This window comes from Streptomyces sp. NRRL S-31 (assembly GCF_000718775.1).
GTDB lineage: Bacteria > Actinomycetota > Actinomycetes > Streptomycetales > Streptomycetaceae > Streptomyces.
The window spans coordinates 1-20,677 of the sequence record NZ_JOCB01000001.1; the positions used below are offsets into that span (position 1 = coordinate 1).

The window sequence follows — 20,677 nt, forward strand, 5'->3', positions numbered from 1 at the left end:
GGGCGGGGCGGGGCGGACAGGGCCGCGGCGGTGGCGGGACGGCGGCGGTGGCGGTGGCGGTGGCGGTGGCCGGCTCGTGGTGGGGCCGGTGCGGGCTCAGCCCGCGGCCAGCCTGCGGGACTCGGCCGGCGGTTCCGGCTTGCGGCGCGGAAAGACCTCCCCCGGCGTGGGGATGGGCCGCTTCGGCGCCTCCGGCTCCGGAGCGGGCTGGTCCGCCGGTGCGGGCGAGGGCTTCGGCGCGGGCTCGCGCGGGGTCTTCGACGGCTCTCCGGCCCGCCCGGCGTCCCGCCGGCCACCGGACTCCCCGGCGCCGCCCGCGAGGGCCAGCAGGCGCGTGCGCGCGGCGGGCACGGCGGGCGCCGGCACCTTCCGCGACCCCTGCGCGAACCGCGCCCGCACGTCCTGCTCGGCCAGCGCCCGGCAGCGGTCCAGCAGCGCCGCCGCCGTGGGGTTGCCGCGCAGCGCCCGGAGCGCGGCGAGGTCGTCCGCCGTCGGCCGGTGCCCGGCCCCGAGCGCCTCCTCCAGGAGGGCGAGGTAACCCGTGACGGTGCCCGGCAGCGCGGCCCGGTATCGGCCCAGATCGGCCACCAGGAAGGCGCGCAGTCTGGCCCCCTCGCGCACCGCCTCGTCGAGCGACTCGGCGAGCCGGAGGCACTCCTGCACGTCCTCGGCGGTGGCATGGCCGGGATGGAGGGCGAGGGCGAGGGCGAGGCGGAGCACACGCAGCTCCTCCGCGCCGAACGCCATGCCGCCGCGGGATCCGTATGGCGTGGGCATGCGGCGACGCTATCGCTAATCGGACAAAAGCGACCAAACAGGATGTTCTTTTGTCGCGTGTCGCTCCCGGGTTCCCCCGTCCGGGGTCACCGGCGCGGCCGGAACCCCTGCGGGCACCGGCCGCCGCTCACAGCCGCGACACGTTCCGCTCGTACACCAGCCGCAGCCCGATCAGCGTCAGCCACGGCTGGTGCTCGTCGATCACCGAGGACTCCCCCAGCACCATCGGCGCGAGCCCGCCGGTGGCGATCACCGTCACGTCGTCCGGGTCGTCCGCCAGCTCCCGGGCCATCCGCTCGACCACCCCGTCGACCTGGCCGGCGAACCCGAACACGATCCCGGCCTGCATGGCCTCGACCGTGTTCTTGCCGATCACGCTGCGCGGCCGGGCCACCTCGATCTTGCGCAGCTGCGCGCCCTTGACGCCGAGCGCCTCCACGGAGATCTCGATGCCGGGCGCGATCACCCCGCCGACGTACTCCCCGCGCGCGGAGACCGCGTCGAACGTGGTCGCCGTGCCGAAGTCGACGACGATCGCCGGGCCGCCGTACAGCTCGACGGCCGCGACCGCGTTGATGATCCGGTCGGCGCCGACCTCCTTGGGGTTGTCGGTGAGGATCGGCACGCCCGTCTTCACGCCCGGCTCCACGAGGACGGCCGGGACGTCGCCGTAGTAGCGCCGGGTGACCTCGCGCAGCTCGTGCAGGACCGACGGGACGGTCGCGCAGATCGCGATGCCGTCGATGCCGTCGCCCAGCTCCTCGCCGAGCAGCGGGTGCATGCCCATCAGGCCCTGGAGCAGCACCGCCAGCTCGTCCGCCGTGCGGCGCGCGTCCGTGGAGATGCGCCAGTGCTCGACGATGTCCTCGCCGTCGAACAGGCCGAGGACGGTGTGCGTGTTGCCGACGTCGATCGTGAGCAGCATGGCCGTTACTCCGCTTCGCGCAGATCCAGGCCGATGTCCAGGATCGGCGAGGAGTGGGTGAGCGCGCCGACGGCCAGGAAGTCCACGCCCGTGTCGGCGTACGCGCGCGCGGTCGCGAGCGTCAGCCGCCCGGATGCCTCCAGCAGTGCCCGGCCGGCGACGATGCCGACGGCCTCCTCGCACTCGCCCGGCGTGAAGTTGTCCAGCAGGATCAGGTCGGCGCCCGCGTCCACGACCTCGCGCAGCTGGTGCAGGGTGTCGACCTCGACCTCGATCGGCACCTCCGGGAAGGTCTCCCGTACCGCCTTGAACGCCTGCGTGACACCGCCGGCGGCGACCACGTGGTTGTCCTTCACCAGGGCCGCGTCGGACAGCGACATGCGGTGGTTGACGCCGCCGCCGCAGCGCACGGCGAACTTCTCCAGCGAGCGCAGGCCCGGCGTCGTCTTCCGGGTGTCGCGGACCTTCGTCCCGGTGCCCTCCAGCGCGTCCGCCCACGCGCGCGTGGCGGTGGCGATGCCGGACAGCCGGCACAGGATGTTCAGCGCGCTGCGCTCGGCGGTGAGCAGGTCACGCGTGCGCGTGGTGACCGACAGCAGCTTCTGCCCGGCCTCGATCCGGTCGCCGTCCTCGACGTGCCGCTCGACCTCGAACTCGTCCGTGCAGACCACGGAGAGCACGGCCTCGGCGACCCGCAGGCCGGCCACGACGCCCGCCTCGCGCGCGGTGAAGTCGCCGGTGGCCACCGCGTCCTCGGGGATGGTCGAGACCGTCGTCACGTCCACACCGCCGTCCAGGTCCTCCTGGATGGCGACGTTGGCGATGTCCTCGACCTCGACGGGGTCGAGTCCGGCGGCGGCCAGCAGCTCGGCGAGCGCGGGATCGAGCCCGCACTCCAGGTACTCCTCGTCGCCCTCGGCGCCGCAGGCGCAGCCGTCGCCGCAGCCGCCGGTCGGGGCGAGGGGAAGGTCGTCGGTGCTCACGTCTGTCACTGCTCCTGGGGGCGCTGGGATTGCCGGGTAGGGGGGAAGTCTGCGGTGTCCGTGGTGCGTACGGCCAGCGACCGGTCCGGATTGAGCCGTACGACGATGTGCCGCCGCCAGTCGGTGTCGTCGCGCTCGGCGTGGTCCTCGCGCCAGTGGCAGCCGCGGGTCTCCTCGCGCAGTCGCGCGGCGGCGACCAGGACGCGGGCCACGCACAGCAGGTTCGTCGCCTCCCAGGTGTCCACGCCGGGCTCGGCGGTCTTGCCGTTCTCCTCCAGCGCGTCCCGGGCGTCGGCGTGCAGCCGCTGGAGCCGGTCGGCGGCCCGGGCGAGGGACTCCGCGGAGCGCAGCACGCCCGCGCCCTCGGTCATGGTCCGCTGGACGGCGAACCGGGTCTCGGGGGCGAGCAGGGGGTGCGCGGGCCGCTCGGGCACCGGCACGGGCGCGGGCACGCGCGCGCCGAGGCCGCCGTCCGCGCGTTCGGCCGCGATGTCGGCGGCGATCCGCTCGGCGTAGACGAGCCCTTCGAGGAGGGAGTTGGAGGCGAGCCGGTTGGCGCCGTGCACGCCCGTGCAGGCGACCTCGCCGCACGCGTACAGGCCGGGCACGGTGGTCCGGCCGCGGGCGTCGGTACGGACGCCGCCGGAGGCGTAGTGGGCCGCCGGGGCGACCGGGACGGGCTCGGTGACCGGGTCGATGCCGTGGGCGCGGCAGGCGGCCAGGATGGTCGGGAAGCGGTGCTCCCACATCTCGGCGCCGAAGTGCCGGGCGTCCAGGTACATGTGCTCGGCGCCCTGTTCCAGCATCCGCCGCGTGATGCCCTTGGCGACGATGTCCCGGGGCGCCAGCTCGGCCAGTTCGTGCCGGCCCGCCATGAAGCGCACGCCGTCGCCGTCGACCAGGTGGGCGCCCTCGCCGCGCACCGCCTCGGAGACCAGCGGCTGCTGGCCCTCGGCGTCCGCGCCGAGGAACAGCACGGTCGGGTGGAACTGCACGAACTCCAGGTCGGAGACCTCGGCACCGGCGCGCAGCGCCAGCGCCACGCCGTCGCCGGTCGACACCGACGGGTTGGTGGTCGCCGAGAACACCTGGCCCATGCCGCCGGTGGCGAGCACCACCGCGGGCGCGTGCACGGCGCCCACGCCGTCGTGCTGGCCCTCGCCCATCACGTGCAGGGTGACACCGGCCGTACGGCCGGCGGCGTCCGTGAGCAGGTCCAGCACCAGCGCGTTCTCGATGGTGCGCAGCCCGCGCGCGCGAACGGCCTCGACCAGGGCCCGGGAGATCTCCGCGCCGGTCGCGTCCCCGCCGGCGTGCGCGATCCGGCGCCGGTGGTGACCGCCCTCGCGGGTGAGTTCCAGCTCGCCCGCGTCGGACTCGTCGAAGTGCGCGCCGGTGTCGATGAGCCGCCGCACCGCGTCGGGGCCCTCGGTGACGAGGATGCGCACCGCCTCCTCGTCGCACAGGCCGGCGCCGGCCACCAGGGTGTCCTCGAGGTGCTGCTCGGGTGTGTCGCCCTCGCCGAGGGCGGCGGCGATGCCGCCCTGCGCCCAGCGCGTGGAGCCGTCGTCGAGCCGGGCCTTGGTGACGACGACGGTGCTGAGGCCGGCGGCCTCGCAGCGCAGGGCCGCGGTCAGACCGGCCACGCCGGAGCCGACGACGACCACGTCCGCGGAGATGGCCCAGCCGGGGGCGGGCGCGTGCAGTCGTATGCCTGTGCTGGTCACGAGGCGGCTCCGAAGGTCCCGAAGGTGAGGGGGAGGTTGTCGATCAGCCGGGTCGCGCCGACCCGGGCGGCGACGGCCAGCACGGCCTCGCCGGTGAAGCCGTCGCCGATCTCGGTGAAGTCGGCGGGGTCGACCAGCGCGAGGTAGTCCAGCCGCAGCGGCGGGTCGAAGCGGGCGGCCTCGTCCAGCACCTGGCGGGCGGCGGCGCGGACGGCCGCCGGGCCGCCGGGCGCGGCGGTGGCCACCGCGTGCGCGTCGGCCGCCGCGCGGGACTCCCCTATGGCGCTCAGCGCCTCGGCGCGCGCGTGCGTGGAGGGCACTTCCCGGGCCCGCGCGCGCAGCGCCTCCTGGGCCGCGTGCCGGTCCCGGCCGGCGAACAGCGCGCGGGACAGCGCGAGCGCCGTGCGGCGCTCGTCCGCCGAGAGGTAGCGGTTGCGGCTGGACAGGGCGAGCCCGTCCTCCTCGCGCACGGTCGGCACGGCGACGATGTCCACGCCGAAGTTCAGGTCCCGCACCATGCGGCGGATCAGGGCCAGCTGCTGGGCGTCCTTCTGCCCGAACAGGGCCACGTCGGGGCGAGTGAGGTGCAGCAGCTTGCCGACGACCGTGAGCATGCCGTCGAAGTGGCCGGGCCGCGAGGCGCCCTCCAGGCGTTCGCCCATGGGCCCGGCGGTGATCCGCACCTGGGGTTCGCCGCCCGGGTACACCTCGTCCACGGCGGGCGCGAACACGGCGTCCGCGCCCGCCCGCCCGGCCAGCTCCAGGTCGGCGTCCAGGGTGCGCGGATAGCGGTCCAGGTCCTCCCCCGCGCCGAACTGGAGCGGATTGACGAAGACGGTGACGACGACCTCGCCGTCGGGGCCCGCGATGCCGCGCGCGGAGCGGATGAGCGTCGCGTGGCCCTCGTGCAGGGCGCCCATGGTCATCACGACGGCGCGGCGGCCGTGGCGCACGCGCGCGTGCAGTTCGCCGGCGGTGCTCAGCAGGGCGGTGGTCATCGGTCGTTCCCCTCGGTGCCGTTCGTGCCGTCGGTGCCGTCGGTGTCGTTCCCGCCGTCGGTGCCGTTCGCGCCGCCGGCCGCGTCACCCGCGCGGCCCGTGTCGGCGAGTACCCCGAGCAGGTCCTCGGCGAGTTCCGGCTTCAGCAGGCCGTGGGCGAGCGCGCGGTCGGCGGTCGCGCGGGCCATCGCCAGATAGCCCGCCACGGTCTGCGGGGCGTGCTCGCGCAGCTCGGAGATGTGCGCGGCGACCGTGCCGGCGTCCCCGCGCGCGACCGGACCGGTCAGGGCGGCGTCGCCGGAGCGCAGCGCGTTGTCCAGGGCGGCGCCGAGCAGCGGGCCGAGCATCCGGTCGGGTGCCGTCACGCCGGCCGTGCGCAGCAGCTCCATGGACTGGGCGACCAGGGTCACCAGGTGGTTCGCGCCGAGGGCGAGGGCCGCGTGGTACAGCGGGCGGTTCCGCTCGCTGATCCACTCCGGCTCGCCGCCCATCTCGATCACCAGGGCCTCGGCGGCCAGCCGCAGCTCCTCGGGCGCCGTGACGCCGAAGGAGCAGCCCGCCAGGCGCTGGACGTCCACGGGCGTGCCGGTGAAGGTCATCGCCGGGTGCAGGGCGAGCGGCAGCGCGCCCGCGCGCAGGGCCGGGTCGAGGACCTTCGCGCCGTACCGGCCGGAGGTGTGCACGAGCAGCTGGCCCGGCCGGACCGCGCCGGTCCCGGCGAGCCCCGCGACCAGGCCGGGCAGCGCGTCGTCGGGGACGGTGAGCAGCACCAGGTCGGCGCGCTGGAGCACCTCCGCGGGCGGCACCAGCGGGACGTCCGGGAGCATCGTCTCGGCACGCCTGCGGGAGGTTTCGGAGACTCCGGAGACGGCCACCGGACGGTGCCCGGCGAGCTGGAGGGACGCGGCGAGCGCGGGGCCCACGCGGCCGGCGCCGACGACACCGACGGTGAGCCGCGCGGGGCGGTCCTTGAGGTCTGGCTGGTGGACTGTACTCACGCGACGGAGGCCTTCCCGTTCCAGTCCGCTCTGGGTACCGGACGATTTCTCGTCATGTTAACGCTATCTCGGTCCGGTGCCGACCGGTTGTCCACAGGCTGTGGGTTTCCCCACGCCACCGCCGACGGCAGCGGGCGTCCCACCCGTAATCCCGGTGCCGCCCGCCGGCCCGGCACGGCATGATCCACGGCATGACGGAGACAGCCGGACAGGGCACCGGACAAGGCACCACGCAGGACGCCGGGCAGGGCATCGCCCAGAACGCCGCACCGGGCACCGGGCAGGACGCGCGGAAGTCGACGGGGGAACGCTTGCGGGAGCGGCGCACCGCCGCACGGCGGCAGGCGCGGCGCGCACTCTCCCGCGCGGGCTGGGGCGGCACACTCCGCGACCGCCTCACCCACCTGATGGACGCCGCGCCCGACGCCTACGACCTGGACGAACCGGCCGACGTCTACGGCGACGGGGTCGTGGCCGCCCTGGAGGAGCGGGTCGCCACCCTGCTCGGCACGGAGGCCGCCGCCTTCTTCCCGACCGGCACCATGGCGCAGCAGGTGGCGCTGCGCTGCTGGGCCGGCCGCACCGGGAACCCGGCGGTGGCCCTGCACCCGCTGGCCCACCCGGAGGTGCACGAGCGGCACGCCTTCAGCCAGGTCAGCGGTCTGCGTCCGGTCAGGGTGGGCGGCGGCCACCGGCTGCCCACGGCGGCGGAGATACGCGACCTCGAGGAGCCCTTCGGGGCGCTGATGCTGGAATTGCCGCTCAGGGACGCCGGTTTCGTGCTGCCCACCTGGGAGGAGCTGACCGAGGTGGTCGAGGCGGCGCGGGAGCGGGACGCGGTGGTGCACTTCGACGGCGCGCGCCTGTGGGAGTGCACCGAGCACTTCGGGCGCCCGCTGGAGGAGATCGCGGCCCTGGCCGACAGCGTCTACGTGTCGTTCTACAAGTCCGTCGGTGGTTTCGGCGGCGCCGCGCTCGCCGGCCCGCGCACGCTGGTGGAGGAGGCGAGGACCTGGCGGCACCGGTACGGCGGCACCGTCTTCCAGCAGTTCCCGACCGCGCTGTCCGCGCTCGTCGGGCTGGACCGCGAACTGCCCCGGCTGCCGGAGTACGTGCGGCACGCGCGCGTGGTAGCCGAGGCGCTGCGCGAGGGCTTCGCGGCGGCCGGAGCGGCCTGGGCCCGCGTCCACCCGGAGGTCCCGCACACCCACGAGTTCCAGGTCTGGCTGCCGTACGCGCCCGAGGTGGCGGCGGAGGCCGCCGTGCGCCAGGCCGAGGAGACCTCGGTGCTGCTCTTCGCCAACGCCTGGGACGCCACGGGGCCCGGCCTGGCGTGCACGGAGGTCACCGTCCGCGCCGAGGGCCTGGAGTGGACGGCGGCGGACGTCCACGCGGCCGTACGGGACTTCGTGGACCGTCTGCCCCGCACGGTCTAGCCGGGCTCGCCGGGAGGGCGGGACCCGGCGGGCGCGCGGCTGAGCCGCGGACGCGGGGGCGGCCAGGGGGCTCAGCCGAGGAGGCGGGGGCGGCCAGGGGGCTCAGCCGAGGGTGCGGGGGCGCAGTCGGCGCGCGAGGGTGCGGAGGCGCCCGCGCGCCGGGCGGCCGGCGACGACCGCGCTGAAGCGCCGGTACTCGCGCAGCCCGCGCACCGCGTCCAGGTCGTGCCGGCCCGGCGCGGGCGGTCCGGGCTCGCCGTGCAGACGGGCGCGGTAGCTGTCGAAGAGGTGCTGCTGGGCGAGGCTCATGGCGGACCGCCTTCCGGGAGGTCTCGGGAGGTTGTGCGGGAGGTACCCGGGGGCCCGGGACGTGGGCCGGCCACCGGCCGCGCGGTGACCGCTCGGGCCGCCCGGCCGCCCCGGTGGTCACAGACTGCGCGGCCCGCCGGGAGAAGTCGCGCCGATTGACGTGCCCCGTCAATCGAGGGCCCGGTTGTCGGTGGCCGCGGGCACCATGGGGGCATGAGCGTGCGTATCGACATCTCGGGGCTGCGGGCGGAGCGGGTCGCCGTCGTGCCCTCGCCCCTGGCCGAGCTGGGCATGGCGCTGCACGCGCTGTCCGAGCCGGGGCACCACCCGGGCCTCCAAGGCTGGGCGACCGGGGTGACGGCCCGGCTGGACTCCCATCTGGCCGACCGGATGTGCGAGGCGGACTTCCTCTGGCGCTCGACCTTCTCCGACCTCTTCCTGCCGTTCGCCGGCGCCGGCCGGAACACACTGCCCGGCGCCACCCTCGCCGAGGACCTGGACCTGCTGGACAAGCTGACGGACGAGCAGTTCGTGGACGCTGCGATGGAGTTCACCTGCGCGCTGCCGTACGACTCGCGGGGCCCCTCCGCGCTCTCCGACGCCGGCGTGCGCCGCCGGGCGCTGGAACTGGCCGCCTCGCGCGGGCCCCGGCAGGTGCGGTTCACCGAGCGGCTGCTGGCCGATCCGCCGCGCATCCGGGCGTGGCTGCGGCAGTTCGTACGGGACTGCGACGAGGCGTTCTTCGCGGAGACCTGGTCCAGGCTGCGGCACCAGCTCGCGGCGGACGCCCGGCACAAGACGGATCTGCTGCTGCGCCGGGGGCTGGCCGAGGCGGTGACGGCGGTGTCGCCCACGGTGGCGTTCGACCCGGACGCCGCGACCATCACGGTCGACAAGCTGGGCATCGGCCATTCGGCCACGGCGGACGGCGGCCTCCTGCTCGTTCCGACGAGCCTGGGCTGGCCGCACCTGAGCGTCCTGCACCGGCACGGCTGGCAGCCGGTGCTGCACTACCCGGTCGGCTCGCCCGAGCTGGCCGCCCCGCCCTCGGTGGAACAGCTCGCGCTGCGCATGACGGCCCTGTCCCACCCCGTGCGGATGCGGCTCTGCCGCCACCTCGCGCGCAGCGCCTACACCACCAGCGAGCTGGCCCAGGTGCACGGGATGACGGCACCCGAGATATCGCGGCACCTGAGCGTCCTGAAGAAGGCGGGTCTGGTGACCACCCGCCGCCGCGGCCGGTACGCGCTGCACCAGCTGGACGTCACCGTCGTCGCCCGGCTGGGCAGCGACTTCCTGGAGGGCATCCTCCGGTAGCGGACCGCGGCCGTCGCGCCCGGCGCCGCCCCGGACCCACCCGTACGGAGTCGGCCGGTGCCGTCCGGGACGGGGTCAGCCGTGGCCGCCCGCCCGTACCAGTCCCGTCTCGTACGCCAGCACGACCACCTGCACGCGGTCGCGCAGGCCGAGCTTGGTCAGGATGCGGCCCACGTGGGTCTTGACCGTCGCCTCGCTCAGCACCAGCCGGGCCGCGATCTCCCCGTTGGACAGCCCGTGCGCGACCAGGACCATCACCTCGCGCTCACGGTCGGTGAGCCGCTCCAGCTCCTTGTGCCGTGGCTCCTTCCCGGCGGAGGGCAGCATCGGCGCGAAGCGGTCCAGCAGCCGCCGGGTGGTGGACGGCGCGACGACCGCGTCCCCGCTGTGCACGGCGCGGATCGCGGCCAGCAGATCGCCGGGCGGCACGTCCTTGAGCATGAAGCCGGAGGCGCCCGCCTTCAGCCCGGAGAAGGCGTACTCGTCCAGGTCGAACGTGGTCAGGATCAGCACCTTCGGCGGGTTGGGCCCGGCGCAGATCCGCCGCGTGGTCTCCACACCGTCCAGCTTCGGCATGCGGACGTCCATCAAGATGACGTCGACGGCGGCGGACTCCAGCACCTGGAGGGCCTCCACGCCGTCGCCCGCCTCCGCGACGACGTCCATGTCCGGCTGGGCGGCGAGCACCATCCGGAACCCGGTGCGCAGCAGCACCTGGTCGTCGACGAGCATCACGCGGATCGTCATCGGGTCCTCTTCCGTGTCTTCGGCCGCCGTCTTCGGCTGCCGTCTTCGGTTGCCGTGGGGGCGTACGCGGGCTCGCGGCCGGGTCGGCGCGCGGGAGCCGGTGCGCGGGTGTCGGGGCGCCGCTGTCGAGGCGCCGGTGTCAGTGCGCCGGTTTGAGCGGCAGCAGGGCGCTGATGCGGAATCCTCCGCCCGGGCGCGGACCCGCGTCCAGGGTGCCGCCGACCATGCCGACGCGCTCGCGCATGCCGATCAGACCGTGCCCCCGCCCGTCGGCACCGCCCTCCTCGTACAGCTCGTGCGGGGCGCCCTTGCCGTCGTCCTCCACCAGCAGGCCGAGGCCGTCGTCGAAGTAGACCAGCCGCACGCTGGCGCCCGTGTTCGGACCGCCGTGCTTGCGCGTGTTGGTCAGCGCCTCCTGCACGATCCGGTAGGCGGTCAGTTCGACCCCGCTGGGCAGCGGACGCGGGGTGCCCTCCACCTTGAAGTCGACCGGCAGCCCGGAGCTGCGGCACTGCTCGACGAGGTCGTCGATCTGGTCGACGTCGGGCTGCGGCACGTACTCGCCGCTCTCCTGGTGCTCCCCGGTGCGCAGCACGCCCAGCAGGCGGCGCATCTCGGCGAGGGCCTGGCGGCCGGTGGAGGAGATCGTCTCCAGCGCCTTCCTCGCCTGGTCCGGCGCGGCGTCCATGACGTAGGCGGCGCCGTCGGCCTGCACCACCATCACCGACACGTTGTGCGCGACCACGTCGTGCAGCTCGCGCGCGATGCGGGCGCGCTCGGCGGCGACCGCCACCTTCGCCTGCGCCTCGCGCTCCCTCTCCAGACGGGCCGCGCGCTCCTCCAGCTGCGCGAAGTAGGCGCGCCGGGTGCGCACGGAGTCGCCCAGCACCCAGGCGAGGGCGAAGGGCACCGTCTGGAAGACGGCTATCGCGACCTGCCCGGCGAAGCCGGTCCGCTCGTCCGGCCAGCGGATCTGGGCCACGGTCGCCGCGCAGAGGCTGACGGCGAGGGCGAGCCGGGAGGACCAGCGCGCGCCGACCGCCGCGACCGTGTAGGTGATCACCAGCATGGCGAAGTCGGCGACGGTCGTCTGCACGTCCAGGACCAGCTGGACCAGTCCGGTGACGAGCGCGACCAGCAGCATCGGCTCCGGGAGACGCCGGCGCAGCGCCACGACCCCGCACAGGACGGCGGACACGGCCAGTCCGCCGGGGACCGTGCCGTGCTGTCCGGGGTCCCCGGCGAGGCTGACCACACTCGCCCCGGACACCCCGAGCAGGACGACGGCCCAGAAGGCGTCGACCCACATCGGGTGACGGCGGAGGAAGTCATAAAGGCGCTGCACGTAACCCAGCGTAGGGAAGCCCGATGCGTGCGGGGGTCAGCCGAGGGGCCGATCCGTGCCCGGCGCGCGTACTCCGCAAGGTGGATGCCGTGATCATCTGTGCGCCTAACCTGGCCCGGTGACGGATGAGACGACGGCGGAGGGACACCTCGGCGGTGAAGGCCCGCGCGGCTGGCGCGCGGCGGCCACGGCGGCACTGTACGGACCGGACGGCTTCTACCGGCGCCCGGAGGGCCCGGCCGGTCACTTCCGTACGTCCGTGCACGCCTCCCCGCTGTTCGCGCGGGCGGTGGCCCGGCTGCTGTGCCGGGTCGACACGGCGCTCGGGCGGCCCGCGGTGCTGGACTTCGTCGACATGGGCGCCGGCCGGGGCGAACTGGCCACCGGGGTGCTGGCCGCCCTGCCCGCCGACGTGGCCCGGCGCACGCGCGTGCACGCCGTCGAGATCGCCGGCCGTCCGGCCGGCCTGGACGAACGGATCGTCTGGCGGAGCGGACTCCCGGAGCGGGTCACCGGGCTGCTGTTCGCCAACGAGTGGCTGGACAACGTCCCCGTGGACGTCGTGGAGGTGGACCCCGCGGGCGTGCCCCGGCTGGTGCTGGTCGGGCCGGACGGCGCCGAGCGGCTCGGGGAGCCGGTGACGGGAGCGCCGGCCGACTGGCTCGCGCGCTGGTGGCCGCTGCCGGCCGAGGAGGGGCTGCGGGCGGAGGTCGGGCTGCCCCGGGACCGGGCCTGGGCGTCGGCCGTGGGCCGGGTGACGCGGGGGCTCGCGGTGGCCGTGGACTACGCGCACACCGTGGACACACGCCCGCCCTTCGGCACCCTCACCGGCTTCCGGGAGGGACGCGAGACGGCGCCCGTGCCGGACGGCTCGTGCGACATCACGGCGCACGTCGCGCTGGACGCGTGCGCGGCGGCGCCGACCGCGGGGCGCGCGTCCTCAGGCCCGCCGGGTACGGAACCCGGTGCGCCCCCTCGCACGGCGCGCACGCCGCTGCGCGCGCCGTCCGACACCGCGCACGCTCTGCCCCGCGAGTCGCACACGCCCTACGAGCCGCACGCGCCCTACGAACCGGCGCGCGAGCTTTCCGGCGCGCGCATCCTCACCCAACGCGCCGCCCTGCACGCCCTGGACATCACCGGCGCGCGCCCTCCGCTCGCGCTGGCCTCCACCGACCCGGCCGCCTATGTGCGCGCCCTCGCGAGCGCCGGCGAGGCCGCCGAACTCACGGCGCCGGGCGGCCTCGGCGACTTCGGCTGGCTGCTCCAGCCGGTCGGCGTCCCCGACCCGCTCGCCTGAGGAACCGGCACGGCACAAGCACCGGCACCGGCCCCCTGCCCGTCGACTACTTGTCGATGTCGCCCACCACGAAGAACATCGACCCCAGGATCGCCACCATGTCCGCCACCAGCGTCCCCGGCAGCAGTTCGGTCAGCGCCTGGATGTTGTTGTACGAGGCCGAGCGGAGCTTCAGCCGGTACGGCGTCTTCTCCCCCTTGCTGACCAGGTAGTAGCCGTTGATGCCCAGCGGGTTCTCGGTCCACGCGTAGGTGTGCCCCTCGGGGGCCTTCAGCACCTTGGGCAGCCGCTGGTTGATCGGGCCCGGCGGCAGCCCGGCGAGCCGGTCCAGGCAGGCGTCGGCCAGGTCCAGCGCGTTGTGGGTCTGCTCCAGCAGGATCTCGAAGCGGGCGAGGCAGTCGCCCTCGTCGCGGGTCACGACCTTCAGCACGTCCTGGAGGTCGCCGTAGGCCAGATAGGGCTCGTCGCGGCGCAGGTCGAAGTCGACACCGGAGGCGCGCGCGATGGGGCCGCTCACCCCGTAGGCGTGCACGGCCTCGGCGGAGAGCGTCCCGACCCCGCGCGTGCGCCCCCGGAAGATCTCGTTGCCGAGCACCAGGTCGTCGAAGACGTCCAGGCGCGAGCGCACGGCGGCGACGGCCTCGCGCACGCGTGCCGTCCAGCCCGCCGGCACGTCCTCCTTGAGGCCGCCGACGCGGTTGAACATGTAGTGCATGCGCCCGCCGGAGACCTCCTCCATGACGTTCTGGAGCACCTCGCGCTCCCGGAACGCGTAGAACACCGGCGTGATCCCGCCCAGCTCCAGCGGGTAGGAGCCGAGGAACATCAGGTGGTTCAGCACCCGGTTCAACTCGGCGAGCAGGGTGCGCGTCCACACGGCCCGCTCGGGCACCTCCATGCCGAGCATCCGCTCCACGGCGAGTACCACGCCCAGCTCGTTCGAGAACGCCGACAGCCAGTCGTGGCGGTTGGCGAGCACGATGATCTGCCGGTAGTCGCGCGCCTCGAAGAGCTTCTCGGCACCCCGGTGCATATAGCCGATCACCGGCTCCGCGCGCACGATGCGCTCCCCGTCCAGCACGAGCTTGAGCCGCAGCACACCGTGCGTGGACGGGTGCTGAGGGCCGATGTTGAGCACCATGTCGGTGCTCTCCGCCGCGCCGCCGATGCCGACCGTGGTCTCCGTCGTGGGAGTCATGGCCCCAGTTTCCCTTACGTACGCTGGCCCCATGGATACGGGGAGCCTCGAAGGGACCGGAGCGCCGGCGGACCAGCCGGTGTGGCGCAGACCTCGGCCCGGCCTGCTGCGGATGCGCCGGCTGCTGCTGATGGTGTGGACGGGGGTGCTCACGGTGGCCGCGGGGCTGCTGCTCGGGCTCCTCGCCGGACCGGCGTGGACACTCTGCGCGCTGCTGCCGCCGGTGTGCGCCGTGTGGGGCCGGCGGCTGCTGGAGCGCAACTGGCGGTCCTGGCGGTACGCCGAGCGCGCCGACGACCTGCTGATCAGCCGCGGCGTCCTGTGGCGCGAGGAGACGGTGGTGCCGTACGGGCGGATGCAGCTGGTGGAGGTGACGTCCGGGCCCGTGGAACGGCGCTTCGGGCTGGCCACCGTACAGCTCCACACGGCCGCCGCCGCGACCGACGCGACCCTCCCCGGCCTGGACCCGGCCGAGGCGGAACGGCTGCGCGACCGGCTCACCGAGCTGGGCGAGGCACGATCGGCGGGCCTGTGACACCCCCGCCCGCGCGGGGCGCGCACGACGGCGGAGACGGCACGGACGGCGGGAACGGCGGGAGCGGTGGGAGCGGTGGAAGCGGCGCGGACGGTGGCATACCGGGGCGCCCGCCCGTCGCCGAGCGCCGGCTGCACCCGGTCACGCCGTTCCGCCGGGCGTGGGCGCCGCTCGCCGTGCTGGCCGGCTGGGCGGTGCACGATCCGAACGGCGCCCAGGAGCAGCTGACCCGGCTGACCGGCACCATGCTGCTGATCGGGGTGGCGGTGCTGGTGCCGGCGGCCGGTCTGTACGGCTTCCTGTCCTGGTGGTTCACGCACTACGCGGTCACCGACACCGAACTGCGGATACGCACCGGGCTGCTGTTCCGGCGCACCGCGCACATCCGGCTGGAGCGCGTCCAGGCCGTGGACCTCTCCCGTCCGCTCCTCGCGCGCGTGGCGGGCGTCGCCAAGCTCCGCATCGACGTCGTCGGCGCGGACGACAAGGACGAGCTGGCGTTCCTGGGCGAACGGGAGGCGCGCGCCCTGCGCGCGGAGCTGTTGGCGCGCGCGGCGGGTTTCACGCCCGAGACGGCGCGCGAGGTCGGGGAGGCCCCGGCGCGCACGCTGCTGAGCGTGCCCCCGCGCGAGCTGGCGCGCTCCCTGGTGCTGACCGGCGCCACCTGGGGCTCGCTGTGCGCCGCGCTGATCCTGCCCACCGTGCTGTGGTTCGTCACCGGGAGCGCGTGGACGGTCCTCGCCGCCGCCGTGCCTCTGCTGGGCGCGGCCGGCGCGAGCAGCGTGGGCCGGTTCGTCACCGAGTTCGACTGGACCGTGAGCGAGTCCCCGGACGGACTGCGCATCGACCACGGGCTGCTCGACCGGGCGCACGAGACGGTGCCGCCGGGCCGGGTGCAGACCGTACGGATCGTGGAACCGCTGCTGTGGCGGTGGCCCGGCTGGGTGCGGGTGGAACTGGACGTGGCGGGCTCCGACAACTCCGTGCTGATACCCGTCGCCCCGCGCGCGGTCGCCGAGTCGGTCATCGCGCGCGTGCTGCCCGGCGTCACGGTGCCGCACGAGACGTCCCCGGCGCCGCGCCGGGCCCGGTGGTGCCTTCCGGTGTGGTGGCGCGGTCACCGGCTCGCGGTCACCGGCACGGTGCTCGCCGCGCGGAGCGGCCTGCTGCGCCGTCGGCTCTCGCTGGTCCCGCACGCCAAGGTGCAGAGCGTCCGGCTGACCCAGGGTCCGTGGAGACGCCTGTGGCGGCTCGCCGACGTACACGTGGACACCGGGGCGGACAAGACCGTGACGGCCCGCCTGCGGGACGCCGGGGAGGCGGCGCGCTTCCTGGGCGAGCAGGCGGAGAGGTCCCGTACCGGACGCGGGGACGCCCTCCCGGACCGGTGGATGACCGCCGGCCGGGGCTGACCGGCCGGCGGTCGCGCGCCGACAACGTCGGGCCCGGCTCCCCCACGGGGAGGCCGGGCCCGGGTGCGTACGGGCGAGGCGGCTCAGGAAGCCGCGCCGCGCAGCGTCTGGACGTCGATCTGCTCGGTCTCGTCGTGCGCCGTCAGGTCGATGACCCGGCCGGCCTCGGGGGACCCCTCGCCGACGGGCTCGGACCCGGCCCCGGACTCAGCCTCGGGCTCGGACCCGGTCTGGGACCCGGACTCGGACTCGGCCTTGTGCACGGCGATCGCCTCGGAGCCGACGACGTCGGCGAGGTCCTCGCTCTGCACGGAGTCCGCCGGGGGCTTCGGCTCGTCCTTCTGGTTCCCGAAGAAGTCGAAGCCGCCCTTGACCACCGGGCGCCGCGCGGGCACGGGCGGTACGACGGCCACCGCGGCCGGCACCGTGTAGTGCCCGGCGGGCGGCTGCCCCCCGGGCCGGGCGGGCTCGGCGGCCGGTCCGGCGCCGGTGCCCCGCGTCACGCCGTCCGCGGCGCCCTCTCCTTTGGCGGCGGACCCGTCCGGGACCACCCCGCGCGCGGGAGCCTCCGCTTCGGCGCCGCCCGCACCGGGGGCACCCGTGCCGGCGGCATCCGCGTCGAGGGCATCCGCGCCGGGGGCGCTCACCTCAGGGGCGCTCACCTCCGGGGCAGCCGTCTTGTCCGCCTCCGGCTCGGGGGCCTGCGTCGTACGGGCCTCGGAAAGGCCGGCGGCGGTGTCCCGGTCGAACCGGGCCAGGGCCAGCAGGGCGTTCCGGTACAGCCGGGCGCCGTCCGGCGAGAACACGGCGCGGGCCGCCGGCTCCTCCCCGGGAACCTCCCCGGCGGCCTCCGGGGAGGCGGCCGGCTCGGCACCGCGCGCGGGCGGCAGGGCGAGCGGCGACGAGGCCCCGGGCCGCGACTCGGGCTCCGCCGCGCCCAGTTCCAGCAGCCGCCGCCCCTCCAGGGCGCTGGCGCGCTCGGTCTCGGCGGTGGCGTACCGGCGCAGCAGGGCCGCGTGCTCGTTGCGCAGCCGGGCCAGTTCGGCGCGCTTGGCACGCAGCCGCTCCTCCAGCTTCGCGCGCAGCGCGCGGGACTCCTCCAGGTCGGTCTCCAGTTCGGCGACCCGCTCCTCGTGCCGCCATTCGTCACCGGCACGCGCGCGCGTGAGTTCGGCGACCCGCCTGCCCGCCTGGGTGTCCCAACGGCGCATCACGACGGCGCCCACGACCGCCGTCGCCGCCGCGGCGGCGGCCAGCGCACGCAACACCGTGGCTTCGGAGAACGCCCAGGGACCCAGCGCGCAGGCGACGGAGACGCCGGCGATCGCCGAGGGAGGCAACAGCCGGTGCAGGGGAGGGGAATGGCGGTGGCGTCCACGTGGCATGGCCAGAAACTTACCGCGCGTAGGCGATCCATGCGCGCACGCCCCGTAAAAACACAGCCACACCACGTGCTTTACGGGGCGTCAGGGAACACTCCGGCTCAGCGGTCGGTGAGCCGTCCGCTGAGCCACTGGAGCGCCGGCGGGATCTCACGGCGCCAGGTGTTGAAGTTGTGGCCGCCGCTGTCGAGGATGATCGACGAGACCCGGGTGACGTTCGTGGCCTGCGCACGCTCGATGAACCTCATCGTGGACGTGTAGTTGTGCTCGCCGACCCGGCTGCTGGTGACGAGGAGCGAGGTGTCCGGCGCGGTCTCGTGGCGGAGCAGCCAGAACAGGTCGGAACGGTTGCGCAGCATCCGGTCGCCGTGGAAGAGGTCACCGGTCGTGGGATCGATCGGCGCCTTGTAGTACGGCGAGAGGCCCGCGCCGGCCGCGTACACCTTCGGGTGGCGCATGGCCAGCTTGAGCGCGCAGTAGCCGCCCGTGGAGTCGCCGATGACGCCCCAGCTGCCCGGCCGCTTGCCGACCCGGTAGTGCGAGAGGACGGCGTCCGGCAGATCTTTGGCGAAAAACGTCTCCGCCTGCGGCCCGCCCGGCACGTCCACGCACTCGGTGTCCCGCGGCGGCGCCACGGTCGGCCGCAGCATCACCAGGATCATCGGCTGCACGCGCCCGTCCTTGGCCAGCCCCTGCGCCGTGCTCGGGTAGTCCAGCTTGTCCACCAGCGACCGCGCCGTACCCGGGTAGCCGGTGAGCACCACCGCCACCGGGAAGGTGCGCGTGCGGTACTGGGGCTGGAAGTACTCCGGCGGCAGGTACACGTACGCCGGCGTCGCGATGTGGGTCGTCCGGCCGACGACGTCCACCTTCTGGACCTGCCCGCCCGTCTCCGGCCGCTTGGCGCGCACGCCCGGCACCTCGGCGGTGGACACCACCTGGAGCGGGCCGCCGCCGCTGCCGTTGACCGAGTGGTCGACGACGATCCCCTGGCCGGTCTCCGTGCCGAACAGGTCGGCCCAGCTGGCGTAGAAACCGAAGGACTGGTTGGCGGCGAGTCCCACGGAGGCGAAGAGCGCCACCTGGGTGGAGAGCAGCAGCGCGACCCGTCCGCTGACGGACCGCCAGCTCCGCCGGGCCAGGCGCGGCCACAGCCACACCGTGCCGATGAACAGCACGGCGGCGATCACTATCGCCAGCACCAGCACTTTGTCGCTCGTGAGACCCATGGGCTGTTCCCTGCCTGCGCTTTCCGCCCGTGTCCGTCCCACACATCGTCGCGAGGGCTTGCCCGGGGCTTTCCTTGACCTTTGACCCGACTTTCCGATGGGGAGTGAACCTCTCTCCCCGAGACATCGTCCTAGAGGGCGCAATGTCGCCGGGTGCCCGATCGGCACCGGATTCAAGGTCTCTCGCAGAACTACGGGATGCGATGTCTGTCAGGATAGATGGGGAAATGTCGGACGGGGTTCCGGGCCGATCAAGCCGGACGCGGCGCATATTGCGCGGTCCGCGCCCCGAGGCCGTCCCCGCGGTGATCGGCCGGGCCGCCGCGCTCGTCGGTCTCCTGGACATCGCCGCGGGTGTGTTCCCGCGCTTCCGGCACAGCCGCATGCACACCCTGGCCGAGGTGCTGCCGGGCTCGTTCGGGCCGTTCGCGGCGGCGCTCTCGCTCAGCACGGGCGTCCTGCTGCTGCTCCTCGCGCACGGCCTCAAACGGCGCAAGCGCCGGGCCTGGCGGGCCGCCGTGGCACTGCTCCCGGCGGGCGCGATGGCCCAGTTCGCCTACCGGCACTCCGTCGCCGGCGTGCTCATCGCGATCGCCCTGCTCGTGCCCCTGCTGCGCCACCGCGACCAGTTCGCGGCCCTGCCCGACCCGCGCAGCAGGTGGCGGGCGCTCACCAACTTCGTCCTCATGAGCGCCGGCTCCCTGGCGCTCGGCCTGGTCATCGTCAGCGTCCACCCGCACCGCATGGTCGGCGACCCCAGCCTCGCCGACCGGCTGACCCACGTCGTCTACGGCCTGTTCGGCTTCGAGGGCCCCCTCGACTACGACGGCACCACCTCCTGGACGGTCGCCTTCTCGCTCGGCGCCCTCGGCTGGCTGACCGCCGCCACCACCGCCTACCTCGCCTTCCGCCCCGAGCACCCGGCCGCCCGCCTCACCGAGGACGACGAGAGCCGGCTGCGCGCCCTGCTGGACAAGCACGGCAAGCGCGACTCCCTCGGGTACTTCGCGCTCCGCCGTGACAAGGCCGTCGTCTTCTCGCCGAGCGGCAAGGCCGCGGTCACCTACCGCGTCGTCTCCGGCGTCATGCTCGCCAGCGGCGACCCCATCGGGGACGTCGAAGCCTGGCCGGGCGCCATCGAACGCTTCATGGACGAGGCCAAGGCGCACTCCTGGACCCCCGCCGTCATGGGCTGCTCCGAGACGGGCGGCGAGGTGTGGACCCGCGAGACCGGCCTGGACGCCCTGGAACTGGGCGACGAGGCGGTGGTCGACGTGGCGGATTTCTCGCTCGCCGGTCGCGCGATGCGCAACGTGCGCCAGATGGTCAAGCGCATCGAGCGGGCCGGCTACGAAACCCGGGTACGGCGCATCCGTGACCTCGGCGACGCCGAACTGGCACGCATCCGCCGGGCGGCGGAGGACTGGCGCGGCACCGACACCGAGCGCGGCTTCTCCATGGCCCTCGGCCGCATCGGCGACCCCGCCGACGGCGACTGCCTCATCGCCACCGCCCACAAGGCCGACGACGAACCCGGCGAGTACGGCGACCTCAAGGCGATCCTCCACTTCGTGCCCTGGGGCCCGGACGGCGTCTCGCTGGACCTGATGCGCCGGGACCGCAGCGCCGACCCGGGCATGAACGAACTGCTGATCGTCGCCTCCCTCCAGGCCGCCCCCAAGTTCGGCGTCAGCCGCGTCTCGCTGAACTTCGCGATGTTCCGCTCCGCCCTCGCACGCGGCGAGAAGATCGGCGCCGGCCCGGTGCTGCGCGCCTGGCGCGGCCTGCTGGTGTTCCTCTCGCGCTGGTTCCAGATCGAGTCGCTGTACAAGTTCAACGCCAAGTTCCAGCCCCGCTGGGAGCCCCGCTTCGTCGTCTACCGCGCCTCCGGCGACCTGCCCCGCATCGGCTTCGCCGCCATGCAGGCCGAAGGCTTCGTCAACCTCGCCCTCCCGCTGCCGCGCTTCCTGCGCCGGCGCCGGACCGACGCCGCGCGCGCCTGCGCGCACACGGTGACCGAACAGGACGTCCGGGCGGCATGAGCCCCGCCCGCCGCCGG

At 74.8% G+C, this 20,677-nt stretch carries 18 protein-coding genes; 6 read left to right on the forward strand and 12 right to left on the reverse strand.

Annotated features, from left to right (window positions below; all coding sequences use genetic code 11):
- Nucleotides 1–96 precede the first annotated feature (96 nt).
- The 6 genes from IF37_RS0100005 to IF37_RS0100030 all read right to left on the reverse strand — a co-directional run bounded on the left by IF37_RS0100005 (nt 97) and on the right by IF37_RS0100030 (nt 6,408).
- Nucleotides 97–747, reverse strand: coding sequence for a hypothetical protein (locus IF37_RS0100005; RefSeq protein WP_030733965.1), 651 nt, complete (start codon nt 745–747; stop codon nt 97–99).
- A gap of 157 nt (nt 748–904) precedes the next feature.
- On the reverse strand, nt 905–1,702 hold the full coding sequence (locus IF37_RS0100010; RefSeq protein ID WP_030733968.1) for a type III pantothenate kinase: 798 nt from the start codon (nt 1,700–1,702) through the stop codon (nt 905–907).
- 5 nt (nt 1,703–1,707) lie between these two features.
- Nucleotides 1,708–2,685 carry a carboxylating nicotinate-nucleotide diphosphorylase gene (nadC, locus tag IF37_RS0100015; protein ID WP_030733971.1) on the reverse strand — a complete coding sequence of 326 codons (978 nt, stop codon included), beginning with the start codon at nt 2,683–2,685 and terminating at the stop codon, nt 1,708–1,710.
- Between the two features lie 5 nt (nt 2,686–2,690).
- Nucleotides 2,691–4,412: an L-aspartate oxidase gene (locus tag IF37_RS0100020; RefSeq protein ID WP_030733974.1), complete on the reverse strand. Its 1,722-nt coding sequence runs from the start codon at nt 4,410–4,412 to the stop codon at nt 2,691–2,693.
- Nucleotides 4,409–5,410: a pantoate--beta-alanine ligase gene (panC, locus tag IF37_RS0100025; RefSeq protein ID WP_030733977.1), complete on the reverse strand. Its 1,002-nt coding sequence runs from the start codon at nt 5,408–5,410 to the stop codon at nt 4,409–4,411. Before panC ends, IF37_RS0100020 begins: the two co-directional genes overlap by 4 nt.
- Entirely contained in the window at nt 5,407–6,408 is a 1,002-nt protein-coding gene (locus tag IF37_RS0100030; protein ID WP_030733980.1) for a Rossmann-like and DUF2520 domain-containing protein, read from the reverse strand. Before IF37_RS0100030 ends, panC begins: the two co-directional genes overlap by 4 nt.
- A 191-nt stretch (nt 6,409–6,599) precedes the next feature.
- Between IF37_RS0100030 and IF37_RS0100035 the strand changes: the two genes are divergently transcribed.
- Entirely contained in the window at nt 6,600–7,844 is a 1,245-nt protein-coding gene (locus tag IF37_RS0100035) for a low specificity L-threonine aldolase (protein WP_106981689.1), read from the forward strand.
- 102 nt (nt 7,845–7,946) lie between these two features.
- Here IF37_RS0100035 and IF37_RS0100040 read toward each other — a convergent pair whose 3' ends face one another.
- Nucleotides 7,947–8,153 carry a hypothetical protein gene (locus IF37_RS0100040; protein WP_030733986.1) on the reverse strand — a complete coding sequence of 69 codons (207 nt, stop codon included), beginning with the start codon at nt 8,151–8,153 and terminating at the stop codon, nt 7,947–7,949.
- A 213-nt stretch (nt 8,154–8,366) separates the two neighbouring features.
- Between IF37_RS0100040 and IF37_RS0100045 the strand changes: the two genes are divergently transcribed.
- Nucleotides 8,367–9,470 (forward strand): DUF5937 family protein, encoded by a 1,104-nt coding sequence (locus IF37_RS0100045; protein ID WP_030733989.1) that lies wholly within the window; start codon nt 8,367–8,369, stop codon nt 9,468–9,470.
- Nucleotides 9,471–9,545: 75 nt separating this feature from the next.
- Here the strand turns inward: IF37_RS0100045 and IF37_RS0100050 are convergent, their stop codons facing one another.
- Both IF37_RS0100050 and IF37_RS0100055 read right to left on the reverse strand, forming a co-directional pair.
- Nucleotides 9,546–10,217 (reverse strand): response regulator transcription factor, encoded by a 672-nt coding sequence (locus tag IF37_RS0100050; protein WP_030733992.1) that lies wholly within the window; start codon nt 10,215–10,217, stop codon nt 9,546–9,548.
- Nucleotides 10,218–10,356: 139 nt separating this feature from the next.
- A complete protein-coding gene (locus IF37_RS0100055; protein WP_030733995.1) occupies nt 10,357–11,562 on the reverse strand; it encodes a sensor histidine kinase in 1,206 nt (401 codons plus the stop codon).
- Nucleotides 11,563–11,680: 118 nt separating this feature from the next.
- Between IF37_RS0100055 and IF37_RS0100060 the strand changes: the two genes are divergently transcribed.
- Entirely contained in the window at nt 11,681–12,862 is a 1,182-nt protein-coding gene (locus IF37_RS0100060; protein ID WP_173456638.1) for an SAM-dependent methyltransferase, read from the forward strand.
- Between the two features lie 46 nt (nt 12,863–12,908).
- On the opposite strand, the gene IF37_RS0100065 is transcribed toward IF37_RS0100060, so the two are convergent.
- Nucleotides 12,909–14,060, reverse strand: coding sequence for an NADH-quinone oxidoreductase subunit D (locus IF37_RS0100065; protein ID WP_030734001.1), 1,152 nt, complete (start codon nt 14,058–14,060; stop codon nt 12,909–12,911).
- Between the two features lie 31 nt (nt 14,061–14,091).
- Here IF37_RS0100065 and IF37_RS0100070 point away from each other — a divergent pair, with 31 nt between their 5' ends.
- Together IF37_RS0100070 and IF37_RS0100075 are read left to right on the forward strand one after the other, a co-directional pair.
- A complete protein-coding gene (locus IF37_RS0100070; RefSeq protein ID WP_030734004.1) occupies nt 14,092–14,595 on the forward strand; it encodes a PH domain-containing protein in 504 nt (167 codons plus the stop codon).
- Nucleotides 14,596–14,693: 98 nt separating this feature from the next.
- Nucleotides 14,694–16,007: a PH domain-containing protein gene (locus tag IF37_RS0100075; RefSeq protein WP_037855320.1), complete on the forward strand. Its 1,314-nt coding sequence runs from the start codon at nt 14,694–14,696 to the stop codon at nt 16,005–16,007.
- An 83-nt stretch (nt 16,008–16,090) separates the two neighbouring features.
- Here the strand turns inward: IF37_RS0100075 and IF37_RS0100080 are convergent, their stop codons facing one another.
- The gene (locus IF37_RS0100080) at nt 16,091–17,392 is read right to left on the reverse strand and encodes a hypothetical protein (RefSeq protein ID WP_173456640.1); all 1,302 of its coding nucleotides are present in this window, start codon (nt 17,390–17,392) and stop codon (nt 16,091–16,093) included.
- A gap of 98 nt (nt 17,393–17,490) precedes the next feature.
- Nucleotides 17,491–18,618, reverse strand: coding sequence for an esterase family protein (locus tag IF37_RS0100085; RefSeq protein ID WP_030734013.1), 1,128 nt, complete (start codon nt 18,616–18,618; stop codon nt 17,491–17,493).
- Between the two features lie 227 nt (nt 18,619–18,845).
- Here IF37_RS0100085 and IF37_RS0100090 point away from each other — a divergent pair, with 227 nt between their 5' ends.
- On the forward strand, nt 18,846–20,660 hold the full coding sequence (locus IF37_RS0100090) for a phosphatidylglycerol lysyltransferase domain-containing protein (protein ID WP_030734018.1): 1,815 nt from the start codon (nt 18,846–18,848) through the stop codon (nt 20,658–20,660).
- The last annotated feature ends 17 nt before the right edge of the window (nt 20,661–20,677 follow it).

What these genes read in the sequence shown, in the direction of transcription:
- IF37_RS0100080 (WP_173456640.1), bottom strand. Translation starts at nt 17,392, where the DNA reads ATGCCACGTGGACGCCACCGCCATTCCCCTCCCCTGCACCGGCTGTTG.
- IF37_RS0100065 (WP_030734001.1), bottom strand. Translation starts at nt 14,060, where the DNA reads ATGACTCCCACGACGGAGACCACGGTCGGCATCGGCGGCGCGGCGGAG.
- IF37_RS0100085 (WP_030734013.1), bottom strand. Translation starts at nt 18,618, where the DNA reads ATGGGTCTCACGAGCGACAAAGTGCTGGTGCTGGCGATAGTGATCGCC.
- IF37_RS0100090 (WP_030734018.1), top strand. Translation starts at nt 18,846, where the DNA reads ATGTCGGACGGGGTTCCGGGCCGATCAAGCCGGACGCGGCGCATATTG.
- IF37_RS0100035 (WP_106981689.1), top strand. Translation starts at nt 6,600, where the DNA reads ATGACGGAGACAGCCGGACAGGGCACCGGACAAGGCACCACGCAGGAC.
- IF37_RS0100005 (WP_030733965.1), bottom strand. Translation starts at nt 747, where the DNA reads ATGGCGTTCGGCGCGGAGGAGCTGCGTGTGCTCCGCCTCGCCCTCGCC.
- panC (WP_030733977.1), bottom strand. Translation starts at nt 5,410, where the DNA reads ATGACCACCGCCCTGCTGAGCACCGCCGGCGAACTGCACGCGCGCGTG.
- IF37_RS0100010 (WP_030733968.1), bottom strand. Translation starts at nt 1,702, where the DNA reads ATGCTGCTCACGATCGACGTCGGCAACACGCACACCGTCCTCGGCCTG.
- IF37_RS0100040 (WP_030733986.1), bottom strand. Translation starts at nt 8,153, where the DNA reads ATGAGCCTCGCCCAGCAGCACCTCTTCGACAGCTACCGCGCCCGTCTG.
- IF37_RS0100050 (WP_030733992.1), bottom strand. Translation starts at nt 10,217, where the DNA reads ATGACGATCCGCGTGATGCTCGTCGACGACCAGGTGCTGCTGCGCACC.
- IF37_RS0100070 (WP_030734004.1), top strand. Translation starts at nt 14,092, where the DNA reads ATGGATACGGGGAGCCTCGAAGGGACCGGAGCGCCGGCGGACCAGCCG.
- IF37_RS0100045 (WP_030733989.1), top strand. Translation starts at nt 8,367, where the DNA reads ATGAGCGTGCGTATCGACATCTCGGGGCTGCGGGCGGAGCGGGTCGCC.